Source organism: Streptomyces javensis, from assembly GCF_039525925.1.
Lineage (GTDB): Bacteria > Actinomycetota > Actinomycetes > Streptomycetales > Streptomycetaceae > Streptomyces > Streptomyces asiaticus.
In genome coordinates, this window is record NZ_BAAAIF010000022.1 from 107775 (window position 1) to 131696 (window position 23922).

Annotated in this window: 19 protein-coding genes and 1 pseudogene; 11 read left to right on the forward strand and 9 right to left on the reverse strand. The window is 72.0% G+C overall.

What is annotated here, in order from left to right; translation table 11 throughout:
- Positions 1-11 precede the first annotated feature (11 nt).
- Positions 12-2309 carry a CaiB/BaiF CoA-transferase family protein gene (locus tag ABD329_RS21280; RefSeq protein ID WP_198275097.1) on the forward strand — a complete coding sequence of 766 codons (2298 nt, stop codon included), beginning with the start codon at positions 12-14 and terminating at the stop codon, positions 2307-2309.
- Complete coding sequence (locus tag ABD329_RS21285; RefSeq protein ID WP_198275096.1) at positions 2306-3823, forward strand: AMP-binding protein; 1518 nt, start codon at positions 2306-2308, stop codon at positions 3821-3823. Before ABD329_RS21280 ends, ABD329_RS21285 begins: the two co-directional genes overlap by 4 nt.
- Here the strand turns inward: ABD329_RS21285 and ABD329_RS21290 are convergent.
- From ABD329_RS21290 to ABD329_RS21305, 4 genes are all read right to left on the reverse strand, one after another.
- Entirely contained in the window at positions 3768-4592 is an 825-nt protein-coding gene (locus tag ABD329_RS21290; RefSeq protein WP_198275095.1) for an alpha/beta fold hydrolase, read from the reverse strand. The two genes, ABD329_RS21285 and ABD329_RS21290, sit on opposite strands and share 56 nt — an antisense overlap.
- Before the next feature lie 122 nt (positions 4593-4714).
- Entirely contained in the window at positions 4715-5341 is a 627-nt protein-coding gene (locus ABD329_RS21295) for a LysE family translocator (protein WP_344316755.1), read from the reverse strand.
- A 183-nt stretch (positions 5342-5524) separates the two neighbouring features.
- Positions 5525-6796 (reverse strand): O-antigen ligase family protein, encoded by a 1272-nt coding sequence (locus ABD329_RS21300; RefSeq protein WP_198279802.1) that lies wholly within the window; start codon positions 6794-6796, stop codon positions 5525-5527.
- A gap of 155 nt (positions 6797-6951) precedes the next feature.
- Positions 6952-8013, reverse strand: a complete 1062-nt coding sequence (locus ABD329_RS21305) for an Lrp/AsnC family transcriptional regulator (protein ID WP_198279801.1) — start codon at positions 8011-8013, stop codon at positions 6952-6954.
- A 124-nt stretch (positions 8014-8137) separates the two neighbouring features.
- Here ABD329_RS21305 and ABD329_RS21310 point away from each other — a divergent pair, with 124 nt between their 5' ends.
- Together ABD329_RS21310 and ABD329_RS21315 are read left to right on the forward strand one after the other, a co-directional pair.
- Positions 8138-9439, forward strand: a complete 1302-nt coding sequence (locus ABD329_RS21310) for a metal-dependent hydrolase family protein (RefSeq protein ID WP_198279800.1) — start codon at positions 8138-8140, stop codon at positions 9437-9439.
- Positions 9439-11010, forward strand: a complete 1572-nt coding sequence (locus tag ABD329_RS21315; protein WP_198279799.1) for an AbgT family transporter — start codon at positions 9439-9441, stop codon at positions 11008-11010. The genes ABD329_RS21310 and ABD329_RS21315 overlap by 1 nt, the downstream gene beginning before the upstream one ends.
- A gap of 39 nt (positions 11011-11049) precedes the next feature.
- Here the strand turns inward: ABD329_RS21315 and ABD329_RS21320 are convergent, their stop codons facing one another.
- From ABD329_RS21320 to ABD329_RS21335, 4 genes and pseudogenes are all read right to left on the reverse strand, one after another.
- Entirely contained in the window at positions 11050-11643 is a 594-nt protein-coding gene (locus ABD329_RS21320; RefSeq protein ID WP_198279798.1) for a gamma carbonic anhydrase family protein, read from the reverse strand.
- Positions 11644-11679: 36 nt separating this feature from the next.
- Positions 11680-12062 (reverse strand): annotated as a pseudogene (locus ABD329_RS21325) (glycoside hydrolase family protein); the annotation flags it as partial.
- Positions 12063-12084: 22 nt separating this feature from the next.
- On the reverse strand, positions 12085-12894 hold the full coding sequence (locus ABD329_RS21330; RefSeq protein WP_198279797.1) for a DUF427 domain-containing protein: 810 nt from the start codon (positions 12892-12894) through the stop codon (positions 12085-12087).
- Complete coding sequence (locus ABD329_RS21335; RefSeq protein ID WP_198279796.1) at positions 12891-13211, reverse strand: hypothetical protein; 321 nt, start codon at positions 13209-13211, stop codon at positions 12891-12893. The genes ABD329_RS21330 and ABD329_RS21335 overlap by 4 nt, the downstream gene beginning before the upstream one ends.
- 271 nt (positions 13212-13482) lie before the next feature.
- On the opposite strand from ABD329_RS21335, the gene ABD329_RS21340 reads away from it, so the two are divergent.
- The 7 genes from ABD329_RS21340 to ABD329_RS21370 all read left to right on the forward strand — a co-directional run bounded on the left by ABD329_RS21340 (position 13483) and on the right by ABD329_RS21370 (position 23640).
- Entirely contained in the window at positions 13483-14118 is a 636-nt protein-coding gene (locus ABD329_RS21340) for an HAD family acid phosphatase (protein ID WP_198279795.1), read from the forward strand.
- A 559-nt stretch (positions 14119-14677) separates the two neighbouring features.
- The gene (locus tag ABD329_RS21345; protein ID WP_344316758.1) at positions 14678-15412 is read left to right on the forward strand and encodes a TrmB family transcriptional regulator sugar-binding domain-containing protein; all 735 of its coding nucleotides are present in this window, start codon (positions 14678-14680) and stop codon (positions 15410-15412) included.
- A gap of 169 nt (positions 15413-15581) precedes the next feature.
- A complete protein-coding gene (locus ABD329_RS21350) occupies positions 15582-16535 on the forward strand; it encodes an ATP-binding cassette domain-containing protein (protein ID WP_425574363.1) in 954 nt (317 codons plus the stop codon).
- 28 nt (positions 16536-16563) lie between these two features.
- Complete coding sequence (locus ABD329_RS21355; RefSeq protein ID WP_214665476.1) at positions 16564-17637, forward strand: cysteine synthase family protein; 1074 nt, start codon at positions 16564-16566, stop codon at positions 17635-17637.
- On the forward strand, positions 17634-19118 hold the full coding sequence (gene argH / locus ABD329_RS21360) for an argininosuccinate lyase (RefSeq protein WP_198280480.1): 1485 nt from the start codon (positions 17634-17636) through the stop codon (positions 19116-19118). Before ABD329_RS21355 ends, argH begins: the two co-directional genes overlap by 4 nt.
- Positions 19115-20383: an ATP-grasp domain-containing protein gene (locus ABD329_RS21365; RefSeq protein WP_198280481.1), complete on the forward strand. Its 1269-nt coding sequence runs from the start codon at positions 19115-19117 to the stop codon at positions 20381-20383. The genes argH and ABD329_RS21365 overlap by 4 nt, the downstream gene beginning before the upstream one ends.
- Positions 20383-23640: a non-ribosomal peptide synthetase family protein gene (locus ABD329_RS21370; RefSeq protein ID WP_344316759.1), complete on the forward strand. Its 3258-nt coding sequence runs from the start codon at positions 20383-20385 to the stop codon at positions 23638-23640. The genes ABD329_RS21365 and ABD329_RS21370 overlap by 1 nt, the downstream gene beginning before the upstream one ends.
- A 111-nt stretch (positions 23641-23751) precedes the next feature.
- On the opposite strand, the gene ABD329_RS21375 is transcribed toward ABD329_RS21370, so the two are convergent.
- Positions 23752-23922 (reverse strand): transposase (locus tag ABD329_RS21375; protein WP_344316762.1); only part of this gene is annotated, 171 nt, incomplete at its 5' end.

The window sequence follows — 23922 nt, forward strand, 5'->3', positions numbered from 1 at the left end:
GCGGAGGACAAGTGAGCAACCCGGCCGTACGCGTCGTCGAACTGTCCAGCCTTTTCACCCGGTTCGCGGGCCGGCTCCTGGTCGGCCTCGGACACGAGGTCGTCCTGGTCGAGCCCGAGGAGGGCGATCCGACACGGCGCGAACTGAACGGCGATGCCTTCGTCCACTGGCACGCCGGCAAGCGGTCCGTCACCCCCGCGTCCCCGGAGGAGCTGCGGCGCCTGGTGGCGGGAGCCGACGTGCTCCTCGACGGGACACCGGACGGCGCTCCGGAGGCCGTCGCGGGACTCGACCACCTCGTCCACGTCCGCGTCACCCCCTTCGGGACCGAGGGGCCACGCGGCCACTGGCAGGGGACCGATCTGGTGGTCGCCGCGCTCGGCGGGATGCTCGCGCAGGTCGGCGACCCGGACGGGCCGCCCCTGCGCCTCCCGGAGAACCAGGCGGAGCAGCTCGCCGGGGTGCACGCCGCGATCGCCGCGCTGCTCGGACTGCGGGCCAGGCGCACGGGCCCGGGCCAGCTCGCCGACGTGTCCGCCCAGGCGTGCGCGGCCGCCGCCCTGGAGGCGGGGGCCCTCGCCTATCTGCACGAGGACCGGGTGCCCGCGCGCCCCGGCCGGGTGCATCCGCTGGTGCCGCACGGGCTGTTCCGGGCCGCCGACGGCCATCTGGGCGGTGGCCTCGGCGGCAGCCCCCGCATGTGGGACGCGCTGCTCGCCTGGCTGCGCGAGGAGGGTGCCGAGGCCGACCTCGCCGAGCCGCGCTGGCAGGACCCGGTGGAGCGCAAGAAGCACCAGGAGCATGTCTTCGCGGTGGTGCAGGAGTTCGCGGGCCGGTGGCCGAAGGCCGAGTTCGCCGAGCTCGCCCAGTCCAGGAAGCTGCCGTGGGCGGCGGTCGACCTGCCGCACGAGCTGCCCGGCAACCCGCAGCTCGCCGCCCGTGACTTCTTCCTCCGCGCCGGGGACCGCACCGATCTGGGCTTCCCCTTCGCGTTCCCCGAAGGCCACCGGATCAAGGAGCTGGACGTCCCGGAACGGGGCGCGGACCGAAGCCTGCTGCACGAGCGTCGCGCGGTCCCGAAGGTGCCCGAAACGCGGGAACCCGCGCGGCCCGCCCTGCACGGCGTCCGCGTCCTGGATCTGACCTGGGTGCTCGCCGGGCCGTACTGCACCAAGGTGCTCGCCGACCACGGCGCCGATGTCATCAAGGTCGAGTCGCTCGGCCGTCCCGACCCCACCCGGTTCGCGCCCTTCATGCATCTCTCGCGCGGCCCGCACACCGATCCGAACACCAACGGCTACTTCAACGAGGTCAACCGCAACAAGCGCAGCCTGGCCCTCGACACCCGCACCGAGGACGGCATCGCCGTACTGCGCGACCTCATCGCCTCCTGCGACGTGCTGGTGGAGAACTTCAGCGCCACCGTCATGACCAAACTCGGCCTGGGCTACGACACCCTCCGCGAGATCAACCCCCGGCTGGTGTACACCAGCATGTCCGGCATGGGACACACCGGCCCGCGCAGCGGCTGGGTGTCGTACGCGGACACCGTGTCCGCCAGCTCGGGGCTCACCGGCCTGACCGGATGGGGCCCGGACGACGTGGTCGGGGTGATCTACGGCCACGGCGACATCGTCGCGGGGCTACAGGCCGCGCTCGCCACCGTCGCCGCCCTGGAGCACCGCGAGGAGACCGGGCGCGGACAGCACATCGACCTGTCCCAGCTCGAGGCGATCGCCTCCCATATGGGCACCAGCCTGCTCCACCCCACCGGGCCCGCCGGGAACACCGATCCGCGGTGGAGCCCGCAGGGCGTGTACCGCTGCCTCGGTGCCGACAGCTGGCTGGCCGTCAGCGTCCGCGACGACACCGAATGGGCCGCGCTGTGCACGGTGATCGGCCGTCCCGGCCTCGTCACCGACGAACGCACCCGCGCGGCGGAGCGGCGCGCACACCACCGCGAACTGGCCGACGACGCCCTCGCCACCTGGGCCAGGACCCTGCCGGCCGACGCCGCCGCCGAACTCCTCCAGGAGCACGGCATACCCGCGGGCCCGGTGCGGGACGGCCGCGACCTCGTGGAGCACGATCCGCAGCTGCGGGCCAGGGGCTTCTACGTCCGCGCGGAACACCCGGTGGCGGGGGCCTTCCTGCACGAGGGGCCGCCCGTCCGGCTCGCCCGCACACCCGGCGGCATCCGCAAGGCGGCACCCGTGCTCGGCGCCGACACCGACGAGGTGCTGCGCGACGTCGCGGGCCTGTCACCGGAGCGGATCCGCGCACTGCGCGAGCGCGAGGTGCTGCGGTGACCTCGCTGACGATTCCCGGGCTGCTCCGGACCGCGGCCCGGGACCACGGGGACCGCCCCTTCCTGCGGATCGGCACCACGGTCCGCACCTACCGCGAGACGCGGGACGCCGCCGCCACCATGGCGGGGGCCCTCGCGGTCCAGGGCTGCCGCCCGGGCGGGCGCGTCGCCGCGATGACGGGCAACCGGATCGAGCTCGTCGACCTGTTCCTCGGCGCGGCCTGGCTCGGCGCCGAGCTCGTCCCCCTCAACACGGGGCTGCGCGGCGGCGGGCTGCGACACGTCCTGGACCAGGCCCGCCCCGCCCATCTGCTCGCGGAGGACGAGACGGCCGAGCGCGTGCGGGCGGCCGGGTACCGGGGGACGCTGTGGCGCGCGGGAGCGGACGGCACACCCCGGCCGGGTGGCGGCCCGGCCTTCCCGGCGGCGCCCGTACGCCCGGAGGACACCGCGTGCGTCCTGTTCACCTCCGGGACCACCGGCACGTCTCGCGGGGTGCGCTGCCCCCACGCCCAGTTCGTCTGGTGGGGGCGCAACGTCTCCGACGCGCTGCGCCTCACCGCGGACGACGTCCTCCACACCTGCCTCCCGCTGTTCCACACCAACGCCCTGAACGCGCTGGCGCAGGCGATGACCGTGGGGGCGTCGATCGCCCTGGCGCCCCGCTTCTCGGCCTCCCGGTACTGGAGCGAGGCGGCCGGAGCCGGGGCGACCGTGGTCTATCTGCTGGGCGCCATGGTGCCGATGCTGCTGGCCCAGCCCCCGGGCCCGCAGGACCGTGCGCACCGGGCCGTCCGCGGACTCTCCCCGGCGACACCGGCCCACGCCTGGGGGCCGTTCCGCGAGCGGTTCGGCGTCACGCTGGTCGACGGATTCGGCTCCACCGAGACCAACCTGGTCATCGGCACGACCGCCGAGGAGCAGCGGCCCGGCTATATGGGCACCCTGCGCGAGGGCTTCGACGCCCGCGTCGTGGACGAACTGCTCACGCCCGTCCCCGACGGCACCCCGGGTGAGCTGGTCGTACGCAGCCACCGGCCGTACGCCTTCGCCACCGGCTACCTGGGCGAGCCGGCGGAGCCGGTGGACGCGTGGCGGCACACCGGGGACCGGGTGGTCCGTGAACCCGACGGCTGGTTCCGGTTCGTGGACCGCATCAAGGACGTGATCCGCCGCCGGGGGGAGAACATCTCCTCGTGCGAGGTCGAGACGGTCGTCCGTGGCCATCCCGAGGTGGCCGACGCCGCCGTCTTCCCGGTGCCGTCCGAGCTGGCGGAGGACGAGGTCATGGTCGCCGTGGTGCCCCGCGCGGGCGGCACGCTCGACCTGGCCGATGTGATCCGCCACTGCGAGCGCGAGCTGCCCCCGTTCGCCGTCCCCCGTTACGTGGACACCCTGCGCGAACTGCCGCTCACCGAGACCGGCAAGGTGCGCAAGGCGGCGCTGCGCCGTCGGGGTGTCACCGGGACGACGTGGGACCGGGCCACCGCCGGTGCCGGTCCACCCACGCGGTGACGACATCGGCGAACTCCCCGGGCAGCTGCTCGGGCGCCGGTACATGGCCGCCGGACAGGACCGCGGTCTCGCAGCCGAGCGCCGCCGCGAACCTCTCCAGCGCGGGCAGCGAGTAGTGGTCCTCCGGCGCGCACACGGCGAGCACGGGGGCGGTGATGTGCGCCAGCCGCTCCTCCATCCGGTACCGGTACACCGCCTCGTGTCCCTCCTCCACCCGGTCCAGCACGGTCAGCGCGTCGATCACATAGCGGTGCAGCGCGGCCTCCTCGCCCGCCCGGTAGAAGCCGCGGCGCCGGTTCCACACCTCCACCAGGTGTGAGCCGTCCGGCCTGGGGTCGACATGGTCGACCGGCGGGCGCGCGGGAGCCGCCGCGCGCTTGGCCTCGTCCACGAAGGCCGTGGCCGAGAGCAGCAGTCCGCTGACGCGGTCGCCCAGCCGGGCGGCCACCTCCACGGCCACCACCCCGCCCGTGTGATGGCCCACCAGGTGGAAGGCGTCCAGCCCGAGCGCGTCGGCCAGCGCCTCCACCCCGTCGGCGAACCGCTCGATCGAGTGCGGCCCCTCGGGTTTGGCCGAGGCGCCGAACCCCACGGTGTCCATGGCGATCGCCCGGTGCGCCCGGCCCACCAGGGGCAGCACATCGGCGTACTCGGTCCAGGAACGCGGGGTCTGATGCAGCAGGAGCACCGGCTCGCCGGACCCGCACTCCGCGTAGTGCAACTGCCCGAAGTGGCTGGGCGCATAGCCCCGCCGCACCGTGTCCGCCATCGCTGTGCCCCGCCTTCCGGTTGACGCGAACCGCCCGCCCACTCTCGTCGCCACACAGCCGGCCGGGCCAGGCGGACGTTCCGCTGTCCGGACCCCAGACGGCCACAGCGTCCGTCGGCCGCCTACTTCGGTGCGGCGGCGAGCCGTACGGCCAGCCCGGTGAACACCGTGCCGCTGAAGACGTTGAGCCCCCGCGCCACCCGGCGGCTGCGGCTCAGCAACCCGGCGAGCTTCCCCGAGAGCAGGCCGATGGACCCGTCGACGCAGAAGCCCATGACCACGAAGGTGATCCCCAGGAACATGAACTGGCCTGGCACATGGCCGAGTTCGGGGTTCACGAACTGCGGCAGGAAGGCGATGTTGAAGAGGATCACCTTGGGGTTGAGCAGGTTGATGAGAGCGCCCTGCCAGAAGGCGCGCCGGTGCCCCGGGCCGACGTGACCGCTCTCCTCGCCCGGCAGCGAGCGGTCACGGAACGCCTTGACGGCCAGATACAGCAGATACGACACCCCCGCCCAGCGCAGTACGTGATAGAGCGTCGGCAGCGCCGCGAACAGGGCCGACAGCCCCATCGCGGCGGCCACCGCGTGCACGAACATCGCACACGCCACCCCGAACGCGGCCATGACCCCCGCGGTGGGGCCGCCCCGCCCGCCCATCGCCACGATGAACATCATGTCCGGGCCGGGAGTGACGCAGAGCACGAAGGCGGCGAGGAGGAACGCCGCGTACAAGGATGTGTCAACCATGCGGCCATGGTTCGCGGCGGAGTCGGAGGTGGCGAGCGATTTTCGGAAAGTGAGAGGGCCCCGCAGGGGCGCGAGGCTGTGTCGATATGCGGCTCCGCCGCGTGGCCGCGACCAGCCACAACGGCGCCGCAGACGGCCGACGACGCCTCGTGGCACTTTCAGCGGGCCCTCCAGCGGAGCGCTTCAGCGCCGCGCCCGGCGGCCCGACTTGCCGGTGGCCCGCGTGGGCGTCCCGGACTCCCGCCAGCCACCCGGGACCTCGGCCATGACGAGGCCGAGGACCAGCCAGAAGAGCATGGCGATCCGGTCCAGGTTGGCCGGGTGGTCCACCGTGGCCGCGAGGAAGAACCCCGTCAGGGCGGCGAGCCCGACGACACCGGCCACGGACTTCTCCCGGGCGGCGCGGACCGCCGAGGCCACGGCGATCACCGTCACCAGCAGCATGCCGAGCAGACCGGCCACGCCCGCTTCGGCCAGCCAGTTCAGCCACATGTTGTGCGCGTGGACGAAGGTCCGGCCGCCCGGCACGGCCGCGGAGACGGCGTCGCCTGCCCGCCCGAGCCCGACCCCGAGCGGATGGTCCATGGCCAGGTCCACGGCCGCCTTCCACGCCTGGCCCCGGACCCCCAGCGCGTCACCGGCCCGCGACACCACCCACAGCGCCACCGTCACCGCCGCCAGCCCGGCCAGGCCCACGGTCGTCAGCGTCCGCACCCCCCACCGGCCGAGGCGGGGGGCGAGCCAGTACGCGCCACCGAGCACCAGCAGACCCGCCGCGGCCGCGACGCAGCCCGCCCGGGAGAAGGTCGTCAGCACCGCGCCGTACGCGAGGAGGCCCACGGTCACGACGGCGACCCGGGCCGTGCGTTCGGCCATCGTCACCGCCGTCAGCAGGGCGATCGGGGTGAGCAGCACCAGGAACGCGGCGAGCAGGTTGGGGTTGGCGAAGGTACCCGTGGCGCGGATCATCGAACCGGCCCCGCCGCTGTCGCAGTCGACGTCGGTGAAGAGCCCGGTACGGCAGAATCCGGTCGGCACCTCATTGGTCACCTGGGCGAACGCCGAAGTGGCCGCGGCCGCCACGCAGACCAGCGCGAGCAGCGCCACCGCCCGCCAGGATTCGGGCTGCGACCGGCGCACCCCGACCAGCAGATAGAAGGTGCCGAGAGCGGTCAGCAGGGCGCGCAGTGGCGCGTCCGGGTGTCCGCCGACGTAGGTGGTGGCGATGGCGCCGAGCAGGAGCAGCGCGATGGCGAGGTCGAGCCGGGTGCGGAACGTGGCGGGTCGCGGGGCCGTCACCGCCGTCGCGATCAGCCCCGCCAGCACGGCGAGCCGCACCGGTGTGATGACGCCGACCAGCGGGGCGTCCGGGAAGAAGTCGGTGGCCGCGTCGAGCATGACGATGGCCGTAGCCACCAGCGGAACGGCTTGGACTGTCGCGCGCACAGGTGCCATGGCGCCCCAGCGTGTCCGGCGGCGGGTACCGGCAGATGGCACCCACACGAACACTGGACAGCGCCTTCACGTCCGGTGGCCCGGTCGGCCGGTTCGGACCGGGTGCCCGCGACGCCGGACGGGGTGGCCCCGACACCGGACCGGGTGCCCGCGCCTCAGGTGGCGGTGGCGTTCCCGGCAGCGGGGGCGGTGAAGGGGCGCAGCGGGACGATGCCCACGCTGTGGCCGTCGCGGTCCAGCAGCCGGCCCATGTGCTTGACCGTGCGCAGCACCACCGAGCGGTCCTCGATGGTCAGCCGCGGCAACCGCCTCGACAGATGCGCCTCGAAGGCGTGCACATCGCCGGACGCCCGCAGCCAGACGTCGATCACGAGGTTGTGCGGGCCCGCCGTGATCGCGCACGACCGCACCTCCCGCACCCCGGCCAGCGCCCGGCTGGTCTCCTCCAGGCGCTCGGCCGGTACGGACGCGAAGTACACCGCGGACAGCGGCCACCCCGACAGCGGCCGGGCCAGGTCGCAGCGCAGACACACCCGTGAGCCGAGCAGCGACCGCAGCCGTCGGCGGACCGTGGTGAGCGGCGCGTCGGCGCGCTCCGCCAGGTCGCTGATCGCCATCCGGCCGTCGACGCTCAGCAGCTCAAGGAGCCGGATGTCCAGGGAGTCCCAGCCGGTCGCCCCCGAGGGGAGTGGCTCGGTCGGCGGGAGCGCGTCCTGGAGCCGGGCGCACTGCGTGGCGTCCAGGGCGCGCAGCCGCCACCGGCTGCCCTCGGAGGGCAGGGCCGTCGCGACATGGGTACGTGTCGCCCGTACCCCCGGGGCGCCCCGGAAGAGGACGGTGGTGAGCTGGGAGAGCTCACCCAGATCGGAAGCCTGGAGAGCGATCACCAGATCCCGGCTTCCGGCCGTGAGCTTGACGTTCGCCACCGAGGGCTCGGCCGCCAGGGCCTCGGCCACGTCCTCGCCGACCCCGGGCTCGGCGTCCACCTCGACGATGCCGGTCACCACGATCCGGGAGTCGGACAGCTGGGGGTAGGCGGTCACCCAGGCCAGCCCCGCCTCCTGGAGCCGGTGCCAGCGTCGCGCGGCCGTCACCGGGTTCACCCCGAGAACATCACCGACGAGAGTCCATGGCGCCCTGGGGTGGATCTGCAAGGCGTGTATGAGCCCGCGATCCAGCTCGTCCAGGTCATGCGCGGCGAAATCCTGCGTGTGCATGGGCGGCGCTTTTCTGCGTATCGCATGTGAATCTCGATGGAATGCTGCATGATAACACCCGAAACACGCGATGGATCGACACTCCTCCCCACCAGTTCCCTCAACGAGGAGTGAGATCGAGCTCATGACGGAACCCACCACGTCCGAGACCACCAGGACCGCTCTGCGCGTGGAGAACGCCACGTTGGTCGACGGTACCGGGGCGGCCCCGATCGCGGACGCCGTCGTCATCGCCGACGCCGAAGGAACCATCAGCTACGCGGGCCCGGCGGCCACCGCGCCCCCGGCCTCCGGCGACGCCTTCACCGGCCGTGTCATCGACGCGGGCGGCCGCACCGTGCTGCCGGGTTTCTTCGACTGTCACACCCACCTCGCCTACGCCCATGCCTCCCCGCCCGGCCGCCGCGGTGAACTCGACCCGGTCCTGGTCACCTTCGACACCGCCGCCCGCATGCGGCAGACCCTCGACGCGGGCATCACCACCGCCCGGGACCTGGGCGGGCTGTCCACCGGGTACCGCACCGCCGTCGAGACCGGGCGGATCGAGGGTCCCCGGCTGCACACCGCCGTACGGATCATCAGCCACACCGGTGGCCACGCCGATGTGCGCCTGCCCGACGGCACCGACCTCAGCGGTGGCGAGATGTCCGAGCTCGCCGACACCGAGGACGAGGCGCGGCTGGCGGTGCGCAAGGTGCTGCGGGCGGGGGCCGACCTGGTCAAGATCTGCGCCACCGGTGGCATGGGCAGCCCCTACGACCAGCCGGACGACGAGGGGCTCCTGGAGGAGGAGATCCGCGCCGTGGTCGACGAGTGCCGGCGCCACGGCGGCAAGCCGGTGGCCGCCCACGCCCAGGGCAACGCGGGCATCCTCAACGCCATCCGCGGCGGGGTCACCAGCATCGAGCACGGCTACGGCCTGGACGACCGGGCCCTGGAGATGGCGGGGGAGCGTGGCGTCTTCGTCGTCCCGACCCTCTCCACCGTCTACGCGGGCATCGACAAGGCCACGATGGAGCCCTATCACTACGAGAAGAAGGTCCGCTGGTCCGGCATCACCAAGGAGAACATCTCCCGCGCCATCGGGCAGGGGGCCAGGATCGCGCTCGGCACCGACGCCGCCGTCTGTCCGCACGGACAGAACCTGATGGAGCTCTCCTACCTCGTCGACCTGGGCATGGACCCCATGGACGCCATCGTGGCCGGCACCCGGACCGCCGCCGAACTCCTCGGCGTGGCCGACCGGCTCGGCACGCTGGCCCCCGGCCGCGTCGCCGACCTCGTCGTCTGCGAGGGCGATCCGCTCGCGGACATCGGTGTGCTCGGCGATCCCGCCAACGTGGTGTGCGTCGTGCAGGACGGGCATGTCCGCAAGGACACCAAGGGCCTCCTGCCCTCGGCCACGCCAGCCGGAGGGCGGCCCTGATGCCCGCGGTGACCGGGCTCCCCGCCCCCGGGGGCACCTCGCCGGACAAGGAGCGGCGCGGCGGGCTCGACCGTGTTCTCACCTTCATCGAACGCGCCGGCAACGCCCTGCCCAACCCCATCGTCCTGTTCGCCGGGCTCTTCGCGCTGCTGGCCGTCGTCTCCACCGTCCTCGCCCTCGCCGGTGTCTCCGTCACCGTCCCCGGCACCGATGACACCAAGTCCATCGGCGGGCTGCTCACCGGTGAGGGGCTGCGCTGGCTGCTGGAGAACCTGATCCCCAACTTCGCCACGTTCCCGCCGATCGGCGCCGTGCTGGTGCTGATGATGGTGGTCGGGCTCGCGGAGCGGACCGGACTGCTGGAGACCGCGATGCGGGCCACGCTGGCCCGGGTGCCGCGTGCGGTGCTGCCGTATGCGGTGGCGATCATCGCCAGCCAGGCACACATGATGAGCGATGTCGGGGCCATCGTGCTGCCACCGCTGGCGGCCCTGGTGTTCAAGAGCGCCGGGCGCCACCCCGTGGCGGGCCTCATCGGCGGCTTCGCCTGTGTCACCGCGGGCTACGCCGCCGGGTTCACCATCGGCTCGCTGGACGCCCTGTACGTGGGCATCACCCAGCAGGCGGCCTCGGTGCTCCCGGCCGCCGAGGGCCTCCATATCCATGTGCTCATCAACTACTTCTTCACCGCCGCCAGCAGCGTCGTCCTGGGGCTGCTCGGCGGATTCCTCATCAGCCGCGTCCTCGAACCACGCCTGGGCACCTACCAGGCGGCCGACGACGAGGCCACGGGGGAGGACCTGACCCTCACCCCGGTGCAGCGCAAGGGGCTCGCGGTCACCTGCGCGGTCGTCGGTGTGTATCTGGCGGCGGTCCTCGCGCTGTGGCTGCCACCGGGCGCGCCGCTGCGCGGGGAGGGCGACGCCTTCGTGCCCTCGCCGGTGCTGACCGGTGTCGTCCCGGTGCTCTTCGGCGCCTTTCTGCTCGCCGGGCTCACCTACGGCTTCACGGTCAAGCAGCTCACCGGCACCGAGGACGTGGTCACCGCCATGACCGACTCGGTGAAGAACATGTCCGGCTACATCGTGATGATGTTCTTCGCCGCCCAGGTCATCGCGGTCTTCACCTGGTCCAACCTCGGGGTGCTGCTCGCGGTGAAGGCGGCCGCGCTGTTCAACTCCATCGGAGTGACCGGCTTCTGGGCGATCACCGCATTCGTCCTGCTGGCCTCCTGTCTCAATCTGGTGATCCTCTCCGGATCCGCCCTGTGGTCCCTGGTCGGCCCCGTCTTCATCCCGGCTTTCATGCTGATGGACATGAGCCCGGCGCTCAGCCAGGCGGCCTTCCGCATCGGCGACTCCGCGACGGGCGCCATCACCCCGATGAACCCGTATCTCCTCCTGGTCCTGGCGATGGTCCGCGAATACGAACCGGAGGCTCGCCTGGGGACCCTCATCTCCCGGCTCGCCATCTTCGTGGTGCCGTTCCTGATGGTGTGGCTGGCCATCCTCGGCATCTTCTACGGCCTGGACCTGCCGCTCGGCCCCGGAGCGCACATCGGCGTCAAATGACGCTTCCCGGGCACAGGGCGGTCACCGTGTGCTCGGGACTCAGTCCAGGCGGCGATCGTCCCGGTGGGCCCCGTAGAAGTCGGCCTGCCGGGACATGATCGTGCGCATCGAGGTGCCGCGCTCGACACCGTAGACGGTGTCGGGAAAGTCGAGGCCGCGCTGCACCTCCCACAGCTCGGTGTGCTGATCGGGGGAGAACAGCCGGGCCGGATCCCCGACGGCGATCCAGCCGATGGGGAGCACCGTGCCGGGCGCCAGCCGCGAGTTCACCTGGAGCACACTGTTGATCCGCAGCTCGGCGCCCGTCCCCGCGACCGCCCCGGGAAACAGCGACGCGCCGGTGGCCACGAAGACCTCGTCCTCGACCCTCGCCCCGTTGACATGGGCGTGCGGCCCGATCAGCACCGCGTCGCCCAGCGTCGCCGGATGCCCGGCCCGCCCCCGGACCAGCGCGTTCTCCATCACCACCACATCCGCCCCGGTGCGCACCTCACCGTCCTCGGCGGTGAGCACGGCACCGTGCAGCACCCGCGCCCGCTCGCCGAGGACGACGGCACCGCACAGGACGGCGGTGGGGGCGACATACGCCGATTCCGGAACCACGGGCCGCTTGCCACGATGTTCGAGCAACATGCTCCGAGCCTAGGCGACCGGTGGGCCCCGCGGCGGTCAGTACGCGGTCGGCCAGCCGCCGGACCAGCTCAGCAGGTTGACGCCCAGCTTCGGGGTGCCGTTGTCCTGGCCGTCGTAGTAGTGGTAGACGAGCAGGCCCGGCCGACCTTGACCTTGTACGTGGAGCTGGTCCCCGCGCAGCAGGTGTCGTACGACGCGAACAGGCAGTAGTAGCCGTTGCGCTTGACGACCGACGGGCCCTCGATCGCCTTGGTGCCGGTGGGCCGGGAGGCGATGGCGTTGTAGTCGCCGCCGCCGATGGCGGAGTTGCTGGAGCCGAAGGACGAGACGGCGTAGTACATCAGATAGCTGCCACCCCGGTACGAGATGTCCGGCGCAAAGGGGTCGTTGTCGGCGGAGTACGTCCGCCACCAGGCGGGCGGGCGAGGAGGTGATGTCCGCCTAGCGGTGTTCGTTCTCCCAGTTCGCCCTGGAGACCGGGGCGGGCCGGGGAAGCGGCCGGCCGTCCAGGTAGAGGTCGACCTTCTCGTTGTAGAAGGCGACCAGCCCCGCGATGGGGGACACCTGGCGGGTCGGGAAGTCATAGGCCCAGGCGAGGTCCGGGTGGGTGGCGGTGTCGGTCCGGACGGACCAGTAGCCGCTCGTCATGCCCTTGTACGGACAGCTGGTGACGGTCTCGGTGGGCTCCATGCGCGCCCAGTCCAGATACACCCGGTCCAGGTAGTAGCGCGTCGGGAGCCCCGTCTCCAGCACCATCACCGAGCTCGGGGCGTCGGCGAGCACGACGCCGTCCAGCTCCACGCGTACGGCACGGCCGGACCGGAGCGCGTCGACGCGGGTGTACGGGCTCCTGGGGTGGACGAACACCTGCTCGTCCTCCTCGAACCAGGCGTCGATGGCCTCCCACCGGAAGCTGACCTGGCCGACGATGCCGGAGGGCGCGTCCTCGCCCCACTCCCAGGCCGCGCCCGGGCGGGAGAGTGAGCCCATCCGGAGGGTCTGGCGGCGCGCTCCGCCGACCTTCAGCGCCATGCTCCGGCCCTCGTCGACGAGCGCCCCCCGGACGATGTCGTCGCGGGGCACGCAGTACTGCGGATAGCCCGGCCAGAGCCACACATAGCGCGCCCGCACGGTGTCGAAGACGGGGCGGCCGGCCACGAAGCCGCGGATGCGGCGGGGTACGGGCTCCACATGCCCGACCGGAACGATCATCGCGGGGTAGTCCGGTGTGTCCGGCGCGTGCTCGGTCATGCCTCTTCCAGGGCCTCTCCGAACTCGCGCAGCGCCTTCCCGTGCTGGCTGTGGGCCAGCCCGTGCCCGACCGCTATGGCCGCCGCCACCGGCCAGTCGATGATCCCGACGGCGGCGATGACGCCGAGCCCGGCGAGGAAGCAGAGCTGCTCCTGCGAGGGCAGCTCCACCCGCCGCCCATCGAACTGGACGGTCACCGAATGGCGCGCGCACACGACGTCGGCCGCGGCGCGGGGGCCGCGCGGCCGCTTCGTGGCCGGAGCCGCCGCCCGGGAGGATGCGCTGGTGGGAGGGGCTGTCTTGGTCGCTCTGGTCATGGCTTCGATCCGTTCATCGACCTTGACGGACAACCGCGCGATGACATTTTCTACTCTAATCCAACCTCCACGGCCCATGCCCGGTGGCAGCTACTTGCCATGATTTCGGCCGGTCCGGCGAGAAGAGCGCGGTTGCGTTCGCGGCTCCCCTGTGCGGTCGGCGCGCCTCGCTCCGGTTGTGGCCAGGGGCTCGCCGAAGCGTCGGTGGCGGCCTTAGCTTCGAGCCGAATCGTGGCCGCCGGCCACGGCTGACGGATCGGAGGAAGCAACCATGAGAGCGGGCTTACGGAAGGCGCGGACAGGAGTGGTTGTCGCCACGGCGGCTCTGCTGGGGCTGGCCGGGACGGTGGACGCCCAGGCCCTCGACGCGGATCGGGCGCGTACCTCGGCGGTCGGGGCCCCCAGCGCCGCCGCGGCCGTCGACTACGAGACGTGGAAGAGCGATGTCGACAAGGTGATCGACCAGGCCCTTCCCTACATCCAGCAGCGCGTCCAGAACGGCGGGGGCCAGAAGCAGGCGATCGTCCTCGACATCGACAACACCTCGCTGGAGACCTACTTCCAGTGGTTCCCGCCGACTCCCGCCGTCGAGCGGGTCCTGGAGCTCACCCGCTACGCGAGCGAGCACGGAGTGGGCATCTTCTTCATCACCGCGCGCCCGGACGTCCTCGAGCAGGTGACCCGGGGCAACCTGGTGCACGTCGGCTACCCCATCACCGGCCTGTACCAGCGGTCACTGGGCGACGTCCTCGGTGACCCGGCCGAGTACAAGACGGCGAAGCGGGCGGAGATCGAGTCCCTCGGCTACACCATCATCGCCAACATCGGGAACAATGAAAGTGATCTTGTTGGCGGGCACGCCGACCGCACCTTCAAACTGCCTGACTACGACGGCCAGTTGTCCTGAATCGGAATAATGAGTTCCGGCGGCCACCCGGAGGTGGCCGCCGGAACTCGTCGGACCGCGGCCCTGTCACCGGTCCCCTGAGTGGCGTTCCGGGATGTAGGTTCCCTCCGTTGCCCGAGAGGCGTGAATCCGCACCCTGCAATGAGGTTTCCCCCATTGTCTTTAGTGATTCGACCATTCTCCGCGCTGGAACGGGTAGGTATAGTCCAGCCCTATGGACGGTCAAGGTGCGATCGCTACCTCTTTGTCCGCCGGCGGCGGGGTGCTCCAGGGAACGGCGAGCACGTTCCGAACGCGGACGGTGCGGGTGAAACAGCGAGCCCTCTTTTCTCCTTGAGCTGTCTTGATCCCATGGCGTACTCGTGGATCGCTACCCTTCCTGTCGACGATCAATGCCGGGTCCAGGACGTAATCCCAGGCTTCAGGGGGAACTGTGCCAAGCTCTCGCAACGACGTGTTCGTCATCGCTGACAATTCCATCGGTCCGGATTCCGAACCAGACGCTGATATCACACCGTTAAGAACGAGCGGCGGAGTCTTCAGCGGAGAGATAGAACGCATGCTTCTGGAGGCCGGCCGACTCGTCAAGACGGCCGCCGACCGCCATCGCGTCGAGGAACGGCTCCTGACCGCGATGGAGCCGGAGGAGGGCGTGGACGCCGCCGAGCATGTCATCGAGTCGGCGCAGCAGAGCCTCTCCGTGGTCTTCGCCGGTGGCAACGACCAGCGGGCCGCCAGGCTGGTCACGCGGCTGGGCAGGGCCGTCGCCCGGGGGGTCGACGTGCGCCTGCTGGGGCGGGTGGGGCTGATGGACGAGCGATACCTCCTGAAGTGCCTGGACAAGCAGGCACCGGGAGTCGACGTGAGACTCGTCGGGGCGCCCCTGCACGAAATGGTGCTCGCCGATGGCTCGGTGAGTGTGGTGTGGTCCGGTTCGGACAAACTCTCGCGCGAGGCGATGCTGGTGCGGGCGCCGGCCGTGCTGCGGAATCTGCGCACCCTGTTCATGATCTCCTGGAACGGCAGTGCGGCGCTCGAGGACCACCGCCGCCTCAGCGGCCGGACGCGCAGCGTCATGGCCCGCCGGATACTCATGGCGCTGAGTTCGGGACGTACGGACGAAGCCGCCGCACGCGAAATCGGTATGTCGGTCCGCACCTATCGAAGGAACGTGGCCGAAATAACGCGTGAACTCGGAGCACATTCACGCTTTCAGGCCGGCGCCCGTGCGGTGGAGCTGGGTCTGCTGCCCTATGTGGACGCGGCCGATGATGAGGACTCGCAGCCCGCGTAATCGCAGGACCGTGGTCAGTACCTGTCAGGTGAAGTCAACTCCCCTGAACGCCCCGGCACCGTCTGGCAACTTGTTGTATGGACCTTGCAGGGGTGCGAGCGGCGAATGTAGGAACTTTCCAGCCTCTCACTGCATTGCCCGATCCGCTCCCTGCGAGGAATGATATCCGGTGAATAGCGCGATGATTGATGTGATGGACATATGCCGGTCCTTCGGCAGCACACGGGCTCTGGACGGTGTCAGCTTCCGTATCGGGGAAGGCGAGGTCCTGTGTCTGCTGGGCCACAACGGCGCGGGCAAGAGCACTCTGGTGAGCATCCTGGCCACCGCGCTGCCGCCCAGCCGGGGCACGGCGCGGGTGGCCGGATACGACGTGGTGCGCGAGGCCCGTGAGGTACGTCGGCGCATCGGCCTGACCGGACAGTTCGCCGCGGTGGACGAGAACCTGTCCGGCAGGGACAACCTCATCCTGGTGGCCCGCCTGCTCGGCGCGAGCCGCGCCGAGGCCCGGACGAGGGCGGATGAGCTCCTGGAGACCTTCGCGCTGACCGGTGCGGCCGACCGGTCGGCCGCGACGTACTCGGGAGGCATGCGCCGCCGGCTCGACCTCGCCAGCAGCTTCGTCGGCCGCCCCCAGGTGTTGTTCCTCGACGAGCCCACCACCGGACTCGACCCGGTCAGCCGCAGCGGGCTGTGGGACTCGGTACGGTCGGCGGTGACGGACGGCGCCACCGTGCTGTTGACCACTCAGTACCTCGAAGAGGCCGAACAACTCGCGGACCGGGTCATCGTGCTGGGCCGTGGCCGGACCATCGCCGACGGCTCGGTGGCACAGCTCAAGGCGCAACTCGGCGTCAGCTCGGTCCGCGCCACCCTCGCCGAACCGGCGTCCGTACCGGCCGCATGGGCCGCGCTGCGCCACGCGGGTCTCGAGCCGCAACCCGGTGAGCCCGCGGGCACGGTCTGCGTCCCCGTGCACGAGTCCGCCGCCCTCGCCGCCGTCGTACGCGCCCTGGACGACGCGGGAGTGGTGATCACCGGGATCTCGCTGTCCGAGCCGACCCTCGACGACGTCTACGTGGCCCTCGCCGAGGGCTTGACCGACCTGCCGGTCCTCTCCTGATCCCCTTCCCGGACCCCGAGGAGTCTCCATGCCGCTGTCCGCACTGACCTACCGCTCCATCACCGAGGCCCAGATGCTGCCACGCCTCATCCGGCTCGGCCCCAATCTGTACGGCGCGGTCTTCACCCTGATGAAACTGGTGCCCGCCCAGTACATCCTGCGCCGCGCGTTACAGCGCGGCGAGCTGACCGAGGACACGGTGATCGTCGAAACCACCTCGGGCACCTTCGGACTCGCCCTCGCGATGCAGGCGGCGCTGATGGAGCGTGAGCTGGTGCTGGTGAGCGACCCCGCGATCGACGACAACCTCTACCGGAGACTGACCGACCTCGGCGCCAAGGTGGAGATGTGCCTGGAGCCCGCGCCGGTCGGCGGATATCAGGGGGCCCGGCTGACCAAGGTCGCGGAGATCCGTGCCTCGCTGCCGTCCACCTTCTGCCCCGAGCAGTACAACAACCCCGACAACGCCCGCTCGTACCACGTGGTCGCCGAACAGCTCGTGCGCACCTTCGGCACCGTCGACTGCCTGGTCGGCACCGTCGGCACCGCCGGGTCGATGTGCGGCACCGGGGGCGGCCTGCGCGAATACAGCCCGCACACCCAGGTCATCGGCGTCGACAGCCACCGCAGCGTGCTGTTCGGCCAGCCCGACGGGCCCCGCTCGCTGCGCGGCCTGGGCAACAGCCTGTGGCCCGCCAACCTCGACCACACCCTCTTCGACGAGATCCACTGGTGCAACGCGACCGAGGCATACGCCCAGACCCGGGCCCTGCACGCCGAATCCGCCCTCTTCCAGGGCCCGACCAGCGGCGCCGCGCACCTGGTCGCCCAGTGGTGGGCGGCGAAGAACCCGGACGGGCTCTGTGTGGTGATGCTGCCCGACGAGGGGTACCGCTACCAGGCCACCGTCTACGACGACGCGTGGCTCGCCGCGAACGGCCATCTGCTCCCCGAGCGCCCCACCGAGCCGGTGACCGTCGCGTCCCCCGCCGAGGCCGGTGACCGCTGGACCCGGCTGGTCTGGGGCCGCCGCTCCTACGAGGAGGTGCCCGGCGTCGTGCCCAGGGTGACCCACCCCCTCGCCGAGCGGGCCCTGTCGTGAGCTCCACCGGACGGCTCACCCGCATCCTCGGCCCGCGCACCCGCCGCGTCGTCTACGGGGAACCGGATCCCGGTGCCATACGCGGCGAACTGGAGCCCATCAGCACCATCGACATGGCGCACGTGGTCATGCTCACCGAGTGCGGGCTGCTGCCCGCCGACACGGCCACCGCGCTCCTGGAGCGCATCACACAGCTGCGCGCGGAAGGCTTCGGCAGTCTGCACGGACTGCCGGCACCCCGCGGCCTGTACCTGATGTACGAAGGCCATCTTGTGGCCGAACTCGGCGCCGACGTGGGCGGGAAACTGCACACCGGACGCTCCCGCAACGACATCAAGGCGACCGTCACCGCGATGCGGCTGCGCGAGGAACTGACCGATCTGCTCGGCGAGGTGCTGAGACTCCAGGCGGTCCTGCTCTCCCGGGCACGCGCCCACCGCGACGTGGTGATGCCCATCTACACCCACTTCCAGCCGGCCATGCCGGTCAGTTACGGCTACTACCTGTGCGGGATCGCCACCGCGCTGGACCGTGACATCACCGCGCTGCGCCAGACGCTGGACGAGCTGGACCGCTGCCCGCTGGGCGCCGGGGCGGTGTCCGGGACGGACCTGCCCATCGCACCGGCGCGCACCGCAGCCCTGCTGGGGTTCGCCGGCCCACCGCTGCACGCCATCGACGCGGTGGCCGCACGGGACACGGTGCTGCGCGCGCTCGCCGCCGCGTCCTCGGCCGGGGTGACGCTCAGCCGGCTCGCCACCGACCTCCAGCTGTGGAGCACTCAGGAGTTCGGGCTGATCGAGTTCCCCGAACGGCTCGTCGGCGGCAGCTCGGCCATGCCCCAGAAGCGCAACGCGTTCCTGCTGGAACACGTCAAGGCCAAGGCGGGCGCGGCCATCGGCGCCTGGACGGCCGCCGCCTCCGCCATGAAGTCGGCGCCGTTCACGAACTCCATCGAGGTCGGCACCGAGGCGGTGGCTCCCGCCTGGCCGGCGCTGGCCGCCGTACGCGACTCCGTCCTCCTCGCCCAGGTGCTCGTCAGCGGCGCCCGTCCGATGGTGGAGCGGATGGAGCGGCGTACCGCGGAAAGCTTCGTGACCGCCACCGTGATCGCCAACAGGCTGGTCGCACAGGGGGTTCCGTTCCGCACGGCCCACCACATCGTGGGCGCCGCCGTCCGCGAGGCGATCGAGAGCGGGGCAACGGAACTCACCAAGATCGACCTGCCCGATGGGACACCCGGTGGCACGGTCGCCGAACTGCCCTCCCTGCGTGAGGTCGTCGAGGCACACGAACGGGGCGGCGGCCCCGGTGAGTGCGACGCGGCCGTGGGCGTCCTGCGGGAGCGGCTCACCGCCCATGGGCGACGGCTCGCCGACGACCGCGGCCGGACGCGGGACGCGCGGCGGAGGCTCGACGACGCGGTCGACGCGCTCCTGGCGGGCCATGGAGCCGCGGCCGGAAGGGAAGGAGAACGGTGACCGGGCACGAGAGGACGGGCGGGCGGTGGCTCGCGTTCGTGGAGAGCAACACCACGGGAACGGGGCGGGAGTTCTGCGCGGCGGCACGGGCGCGCGGGCTGCGGCCGGTGCTGCTGACCCGGGACCCGGGCCGCTATGTGTACGTCGAGCAGGACGACATCGACACCAGGCTGCTGGACACCGGTGACCTGGCCGCGGTGGTGGACTGCTGTGCCGGGCTCGTACTGGACGGGGGGCTCGCCGGAGTCGCCTCCAGCTCCGAGTACTTCGTGTCCACAGCCGCCCGCGCGGCCGCCAAGCTCGGCCTGCCCGCGGCGGACGGGGACGCCATCGCCCGCTGCCGGGACAAGGAGACGCAAGGAGCCGCGCTGGCGGCCGCCGGGGTCCCGGTGCCCGCCTGCACGGCCGTCGGCGAGGTGGCCGACGCGGTGCGCGCGGCCGACGGGATCGGCCACCCGGTCGTGCTGAAACCGGTCCTCGGATCGGGCTCGGTCGGCGTCCGGCTGTGCCGGGACCGCGACGAGACCCGGCGGTGGGCGGATGAACTGCTGAGCCGGTCCACCGACGAACGCGGCAACCCGGTGCCGACCCGGATCCTGGTCCAGGAGGCCGTCGAGGGGCCGGAGTTCTCCGTCGAGACCTTCGACAACGCCGTCGTCACCGTCGTCGCCAAGCACATCGGGCCCCGGCCGTACTTCGTGGAGACCGGGCACGAGGTGCCCGCACCCGTGCCCGACGCCACCGCCGCCGCGCTCGGCGACACCGCCCTGCGGGCGCTCGCCGCGCTCGGCCTCGGCTGGGGAGCCGCCCACACCGAACTGCGGATGTCCGCCCACGGCCCCGTCGTCATCGAGGTCAACCCGCGGCTCGCGGGCGGCATGATCCCCGTCGCCGTACGGGCCGCCCTCGGTATCGATCTCGTCGACGCCGTGATCGCCCGCGCCGCGGGACAGAGCCGGACGCCCGCGGGGCCGGGCCGACGGCACGCCGCGGTCCGCTTCCTGCGCAACGAGCGCGAGGGGCTGGTCACCGGCATCGGCGGAGTCGAGGCGGCGCAGACGGCGCCCGGCGTGGTGGCCGTCGCGATCGGCACCGCCCCCGGACGGACCGTGCGGGTGACGAACACGTTCCAGGACCGCCTGGGCTGCGTGGTCGCCACCGGAACGGACGGGGAGCAGGCCGGACACCGCGCGGCGGCCGCCGCGCGCCTGATCAGGATCGAGCTGGAGGAACCGGCGCTGCCGGACGAAGGAGTGGCAGGCTGATGAGAGACGGCGCCAAACCCCTGGCGTTCACCCGAGTTCCCCGGTGGACCCCGCCGTCCGCGACGGACGCGGGCACCGGAGTCCACGGCCTACGGCTGGACGCGGAGCTCACGGAGGCGTTGGAACGCGCCGCCGGGGAATGGGAAATCCCCCTGGCGGCCCTGCTGCTCGCCGGTCACGCCCGTGTCCTGGCGACCGTCGCCGCCGAGCGCGACCTGCTCCTCGGCTGTGTGCCGCAGGACGGGCCGGGCCCCGCGCGGTCGCTCGGCCTGTCCGTCGCCGACTCCACCTGGGCGGAGCTGGCGGCACTCGCGGACCGGGCGCTGAACGGTCTGGGCCCCGCGGCCGGCGCACGGCCCGAGGTCGTGCTGGACCTGTCCGGGCTGGCGGAGCACGGGGACACTCCGGCCCAGGCACACGGCGACAGCCCGCCCGCCGCCCCGGACGACGGAGCGGTGCTTCATGTGGCCTGGTCGCGCGATGAGCACGGCATGTCGCTGCGGGTGCTGCACGACCGTGCCGCGATCGACGTCACCTACGCGCGGCGGCTCGCCGGATACCACCTCGCCGCCCTGCGGCTTCTGGTGGCCGACCCGCACGGGAGGCACGGGTCCAAGAGCCTGCTGTCCCCCCAGGAGACCGAGAAGCAGCTGTACGGGCTCGCGGGCCCCACCGTCGAACCGCCCGACCGCACTTTCGTCGACCTGTTCCAGGAGCGGGCCCGCGACTGCCCCGACGCCATCGCGGTCGAGCACGGAACGGTCCGGTGGACCTACCGGGAGCTGGAGCGGCGGGTCAACCGGATCGCGCACGCGCTGGTCGAGGCCGGGGTGGGAACCGAGGACGTGGTCGCGGTCGTCATGGACCGCACCCCCGAGTGGATCGCCGCCGCCCTCGGCGTCTTCACGGCGGGCGGTGTCTACCTGCCCGTACGGCCGGACTTCCCGGTCGAACGCGTGGTGGCCCAGCTGGAGCGCAGCGGCTGCGCCGTCGCCCTGACCGATCCCGGCAGCGAGGCGCTGGTGCGCGCGTCCTCCGCCCGGCTGGCCGCCCCGCTCACGGCGCTGCCCGTGACGCGCGTCCTGGCGCGCGGCGGCCACGCGGAGCCGCCCCGCGTGAAGGTGACGCCCGGACAGGCCGCCTACATCTACTTCACCTCGGGCTCCACCGGAAGCCCCAAGGGAGCCCTGTGCGAGCACGCGGGCTTCCTCAACCACCTCTACGCGAAGATCGAGGACACCGGGATGACGGCCGGTGGCGGGGACGTGGTCACCCAGATCGCGTCGCAGTGCTTCGACATCTCCCTGTGGCAGTTCGCCGCGCCGCTGCTGATCGGCGGCAGCGTGCGGATCGTGGACACCCGCACCCAGCTCGACGTCGCCGCCTTCGTCGAGGAGATCGTCGAGGGCCGGGTCACCGTGATGCAGGTCGTCCCGTCGTACCTGGAAGTGCTCCTCACCCACCTGGAGCAGCGCCCCCGCCCGCTGGGCGCCCTGCGCTCGGTGTCGGTGACGGGTGAGGCGCTCACCTACGAACTGGTGCAGCGCTGGTTCGCCGCCTACCCCGATGTCCAGCTGGTCAACGCCTACGGCGCCACCGAGACGTCGGACGACCCGATGCACGAGGTGCTGCACGGCGTCCCCGAGCGCGACTTCGTGTCCGTCGGCCGGGCGCTGCGCAACGTCAACACCTATGTGCTCGACGAGAACCTGGCGCTGGTGCCACTGGGCACACCGGGCGAGATCGCGTTCTCCGGGGTGTGCGTGGGCCGTGGCTACATCAACGACGAGGAGCGCACCCGGGAGGCGTTCGTCCCGGACCCGTTCCGGCCGGGCAGCCGGATGTACCGGACCGGTGACTTCGGCCGGTGGCTGCCCGAGGACCGCCTCGAATTCCTGGGGCGCCGCGACGCACAGGTCAAGATCCGCGGCTTCCGCATCGAGATCGGCGAGATCGAGAACAAGCTGCTGACCATGGAGGGTGTCCGCGAGGCGGCGGTGGTCACCGAGGGCGACACCAGCGAACAGCGCGTCCTCGTCGCCTTCTTCAGCGGCTCGGAGCGGGTGACCCCGGAGCGCGTCCGCGACTTCCTCGGCACCGTACTGCCCGAGTACATGGTGCCCACCCATGTCCACCGGGTGGACCGGCTGCCGCTCACCGAGAACGGGAAGATCGACAAAAAGGCGCTGGCGCGTCCCGCGGCGGAGACGGCCGGACGCCCCGCCCACATCCCGCCCGCCACCCCCGCGGAGCGGCGCCTCGCCCAGCTGTGGGCCGACGTCCTCGGCGTTCCGCCGGAGCACATCGGCCGGTCCGACGACTTCTTCGAGCTCGGCGGCACATCGCTGGCCGCGGTGCGGCTCCTGGTCCGGCTCGACCGGGCCCTTTCGCTGAAGGACCTGGCTGCCCACCCGGTGCTCGCCGACTGCGCGGCGGTGCTCGAGCCGCGCAGCGCCGGAGCCTTCGCCCGCCCGGTGGTGACCCGGCTGCTCCAGACGCTGGCCGCCGTGCCGGATCCGCACCACACCCTCGTCTGCTTCCCCTTCGCGGGGGGCAACGCCGTCAACTTCCGGCCCCTGGCCACCGAGCTACGGCGCGACGGCATCGCGGTGCTCGGTGTGGAACCGCCCGGCCACGACTTCGCCGGCGACGGTGAGCCGATGCAGGACGTCCCCGTCCTGGCCCAGTGGGTACGGGACGAGATCGTCGCGCACGTCACCACGCCGGTGTCGGTCTGGGGACACTCCACCGGTGCGGCCGCCGCTCTGGAGACGGCGCGACTGCTGGCGGAGGCGGGTCGGCCCGTCGAGCGCGTCTACATCGGCGCGCTGCTGATGGGGGACGCCGAGACGCTCGCCGCCGAGATGGCCCAGGCGGCCACGGCGGACGAGGAGAGCCTGCTGTCCCGGCTGCGGGCCGGAGAGGTGTACACGGAGCTGGACGAGCTCGGGGCGGAACGTGCCGATGTGGTGGCGGGCGCCTACCAGCACGACGTACTGACCGCCGGCAGGCACCTGCGCGCGCTCCGCGAGGACCCGGAGGCGTACCGGCTCGATGTTCCGGTGGAGGTGGTGGTCGCACAGGACGACATCGTCACGGCCTCCTTCACCGAGGAGTACGGCGGGTGGAAGGCGATCTCCGACCGGATCACCCTCCACGAACTGGAGCGGGGCGGCCACTACTTCGTCCGCACCCGGCCGGCGGAGGCCGCCGCGCTGGTGCGGTCCGGCTGTCTGCCGTCCGCCCCGCGGGACTGATGACGAAGGGGGCGTACCCGGGTCCGCCCGGGTACGCCCCCTCATCCATGGCCCGTCGCGGCGCCGGCACCCGACCGGCGGACGGTGCGCCCTAGGAGTTGTCGTCAAATGTCACGCCCACATCAGCAGGGCTGCGAGGGTGACGGCTGCTTGGTAGGACTCGGCGGTCTTGTCGTAGCGAGTGGCGATGCCGCGCCACTGTTTGAGGCGGTTGAAGCACCGCTCGACGACGTTGCGCCGTTTGTAGACCTGCTTGTCGAAGGCCGGCGGACGTCCGCCACG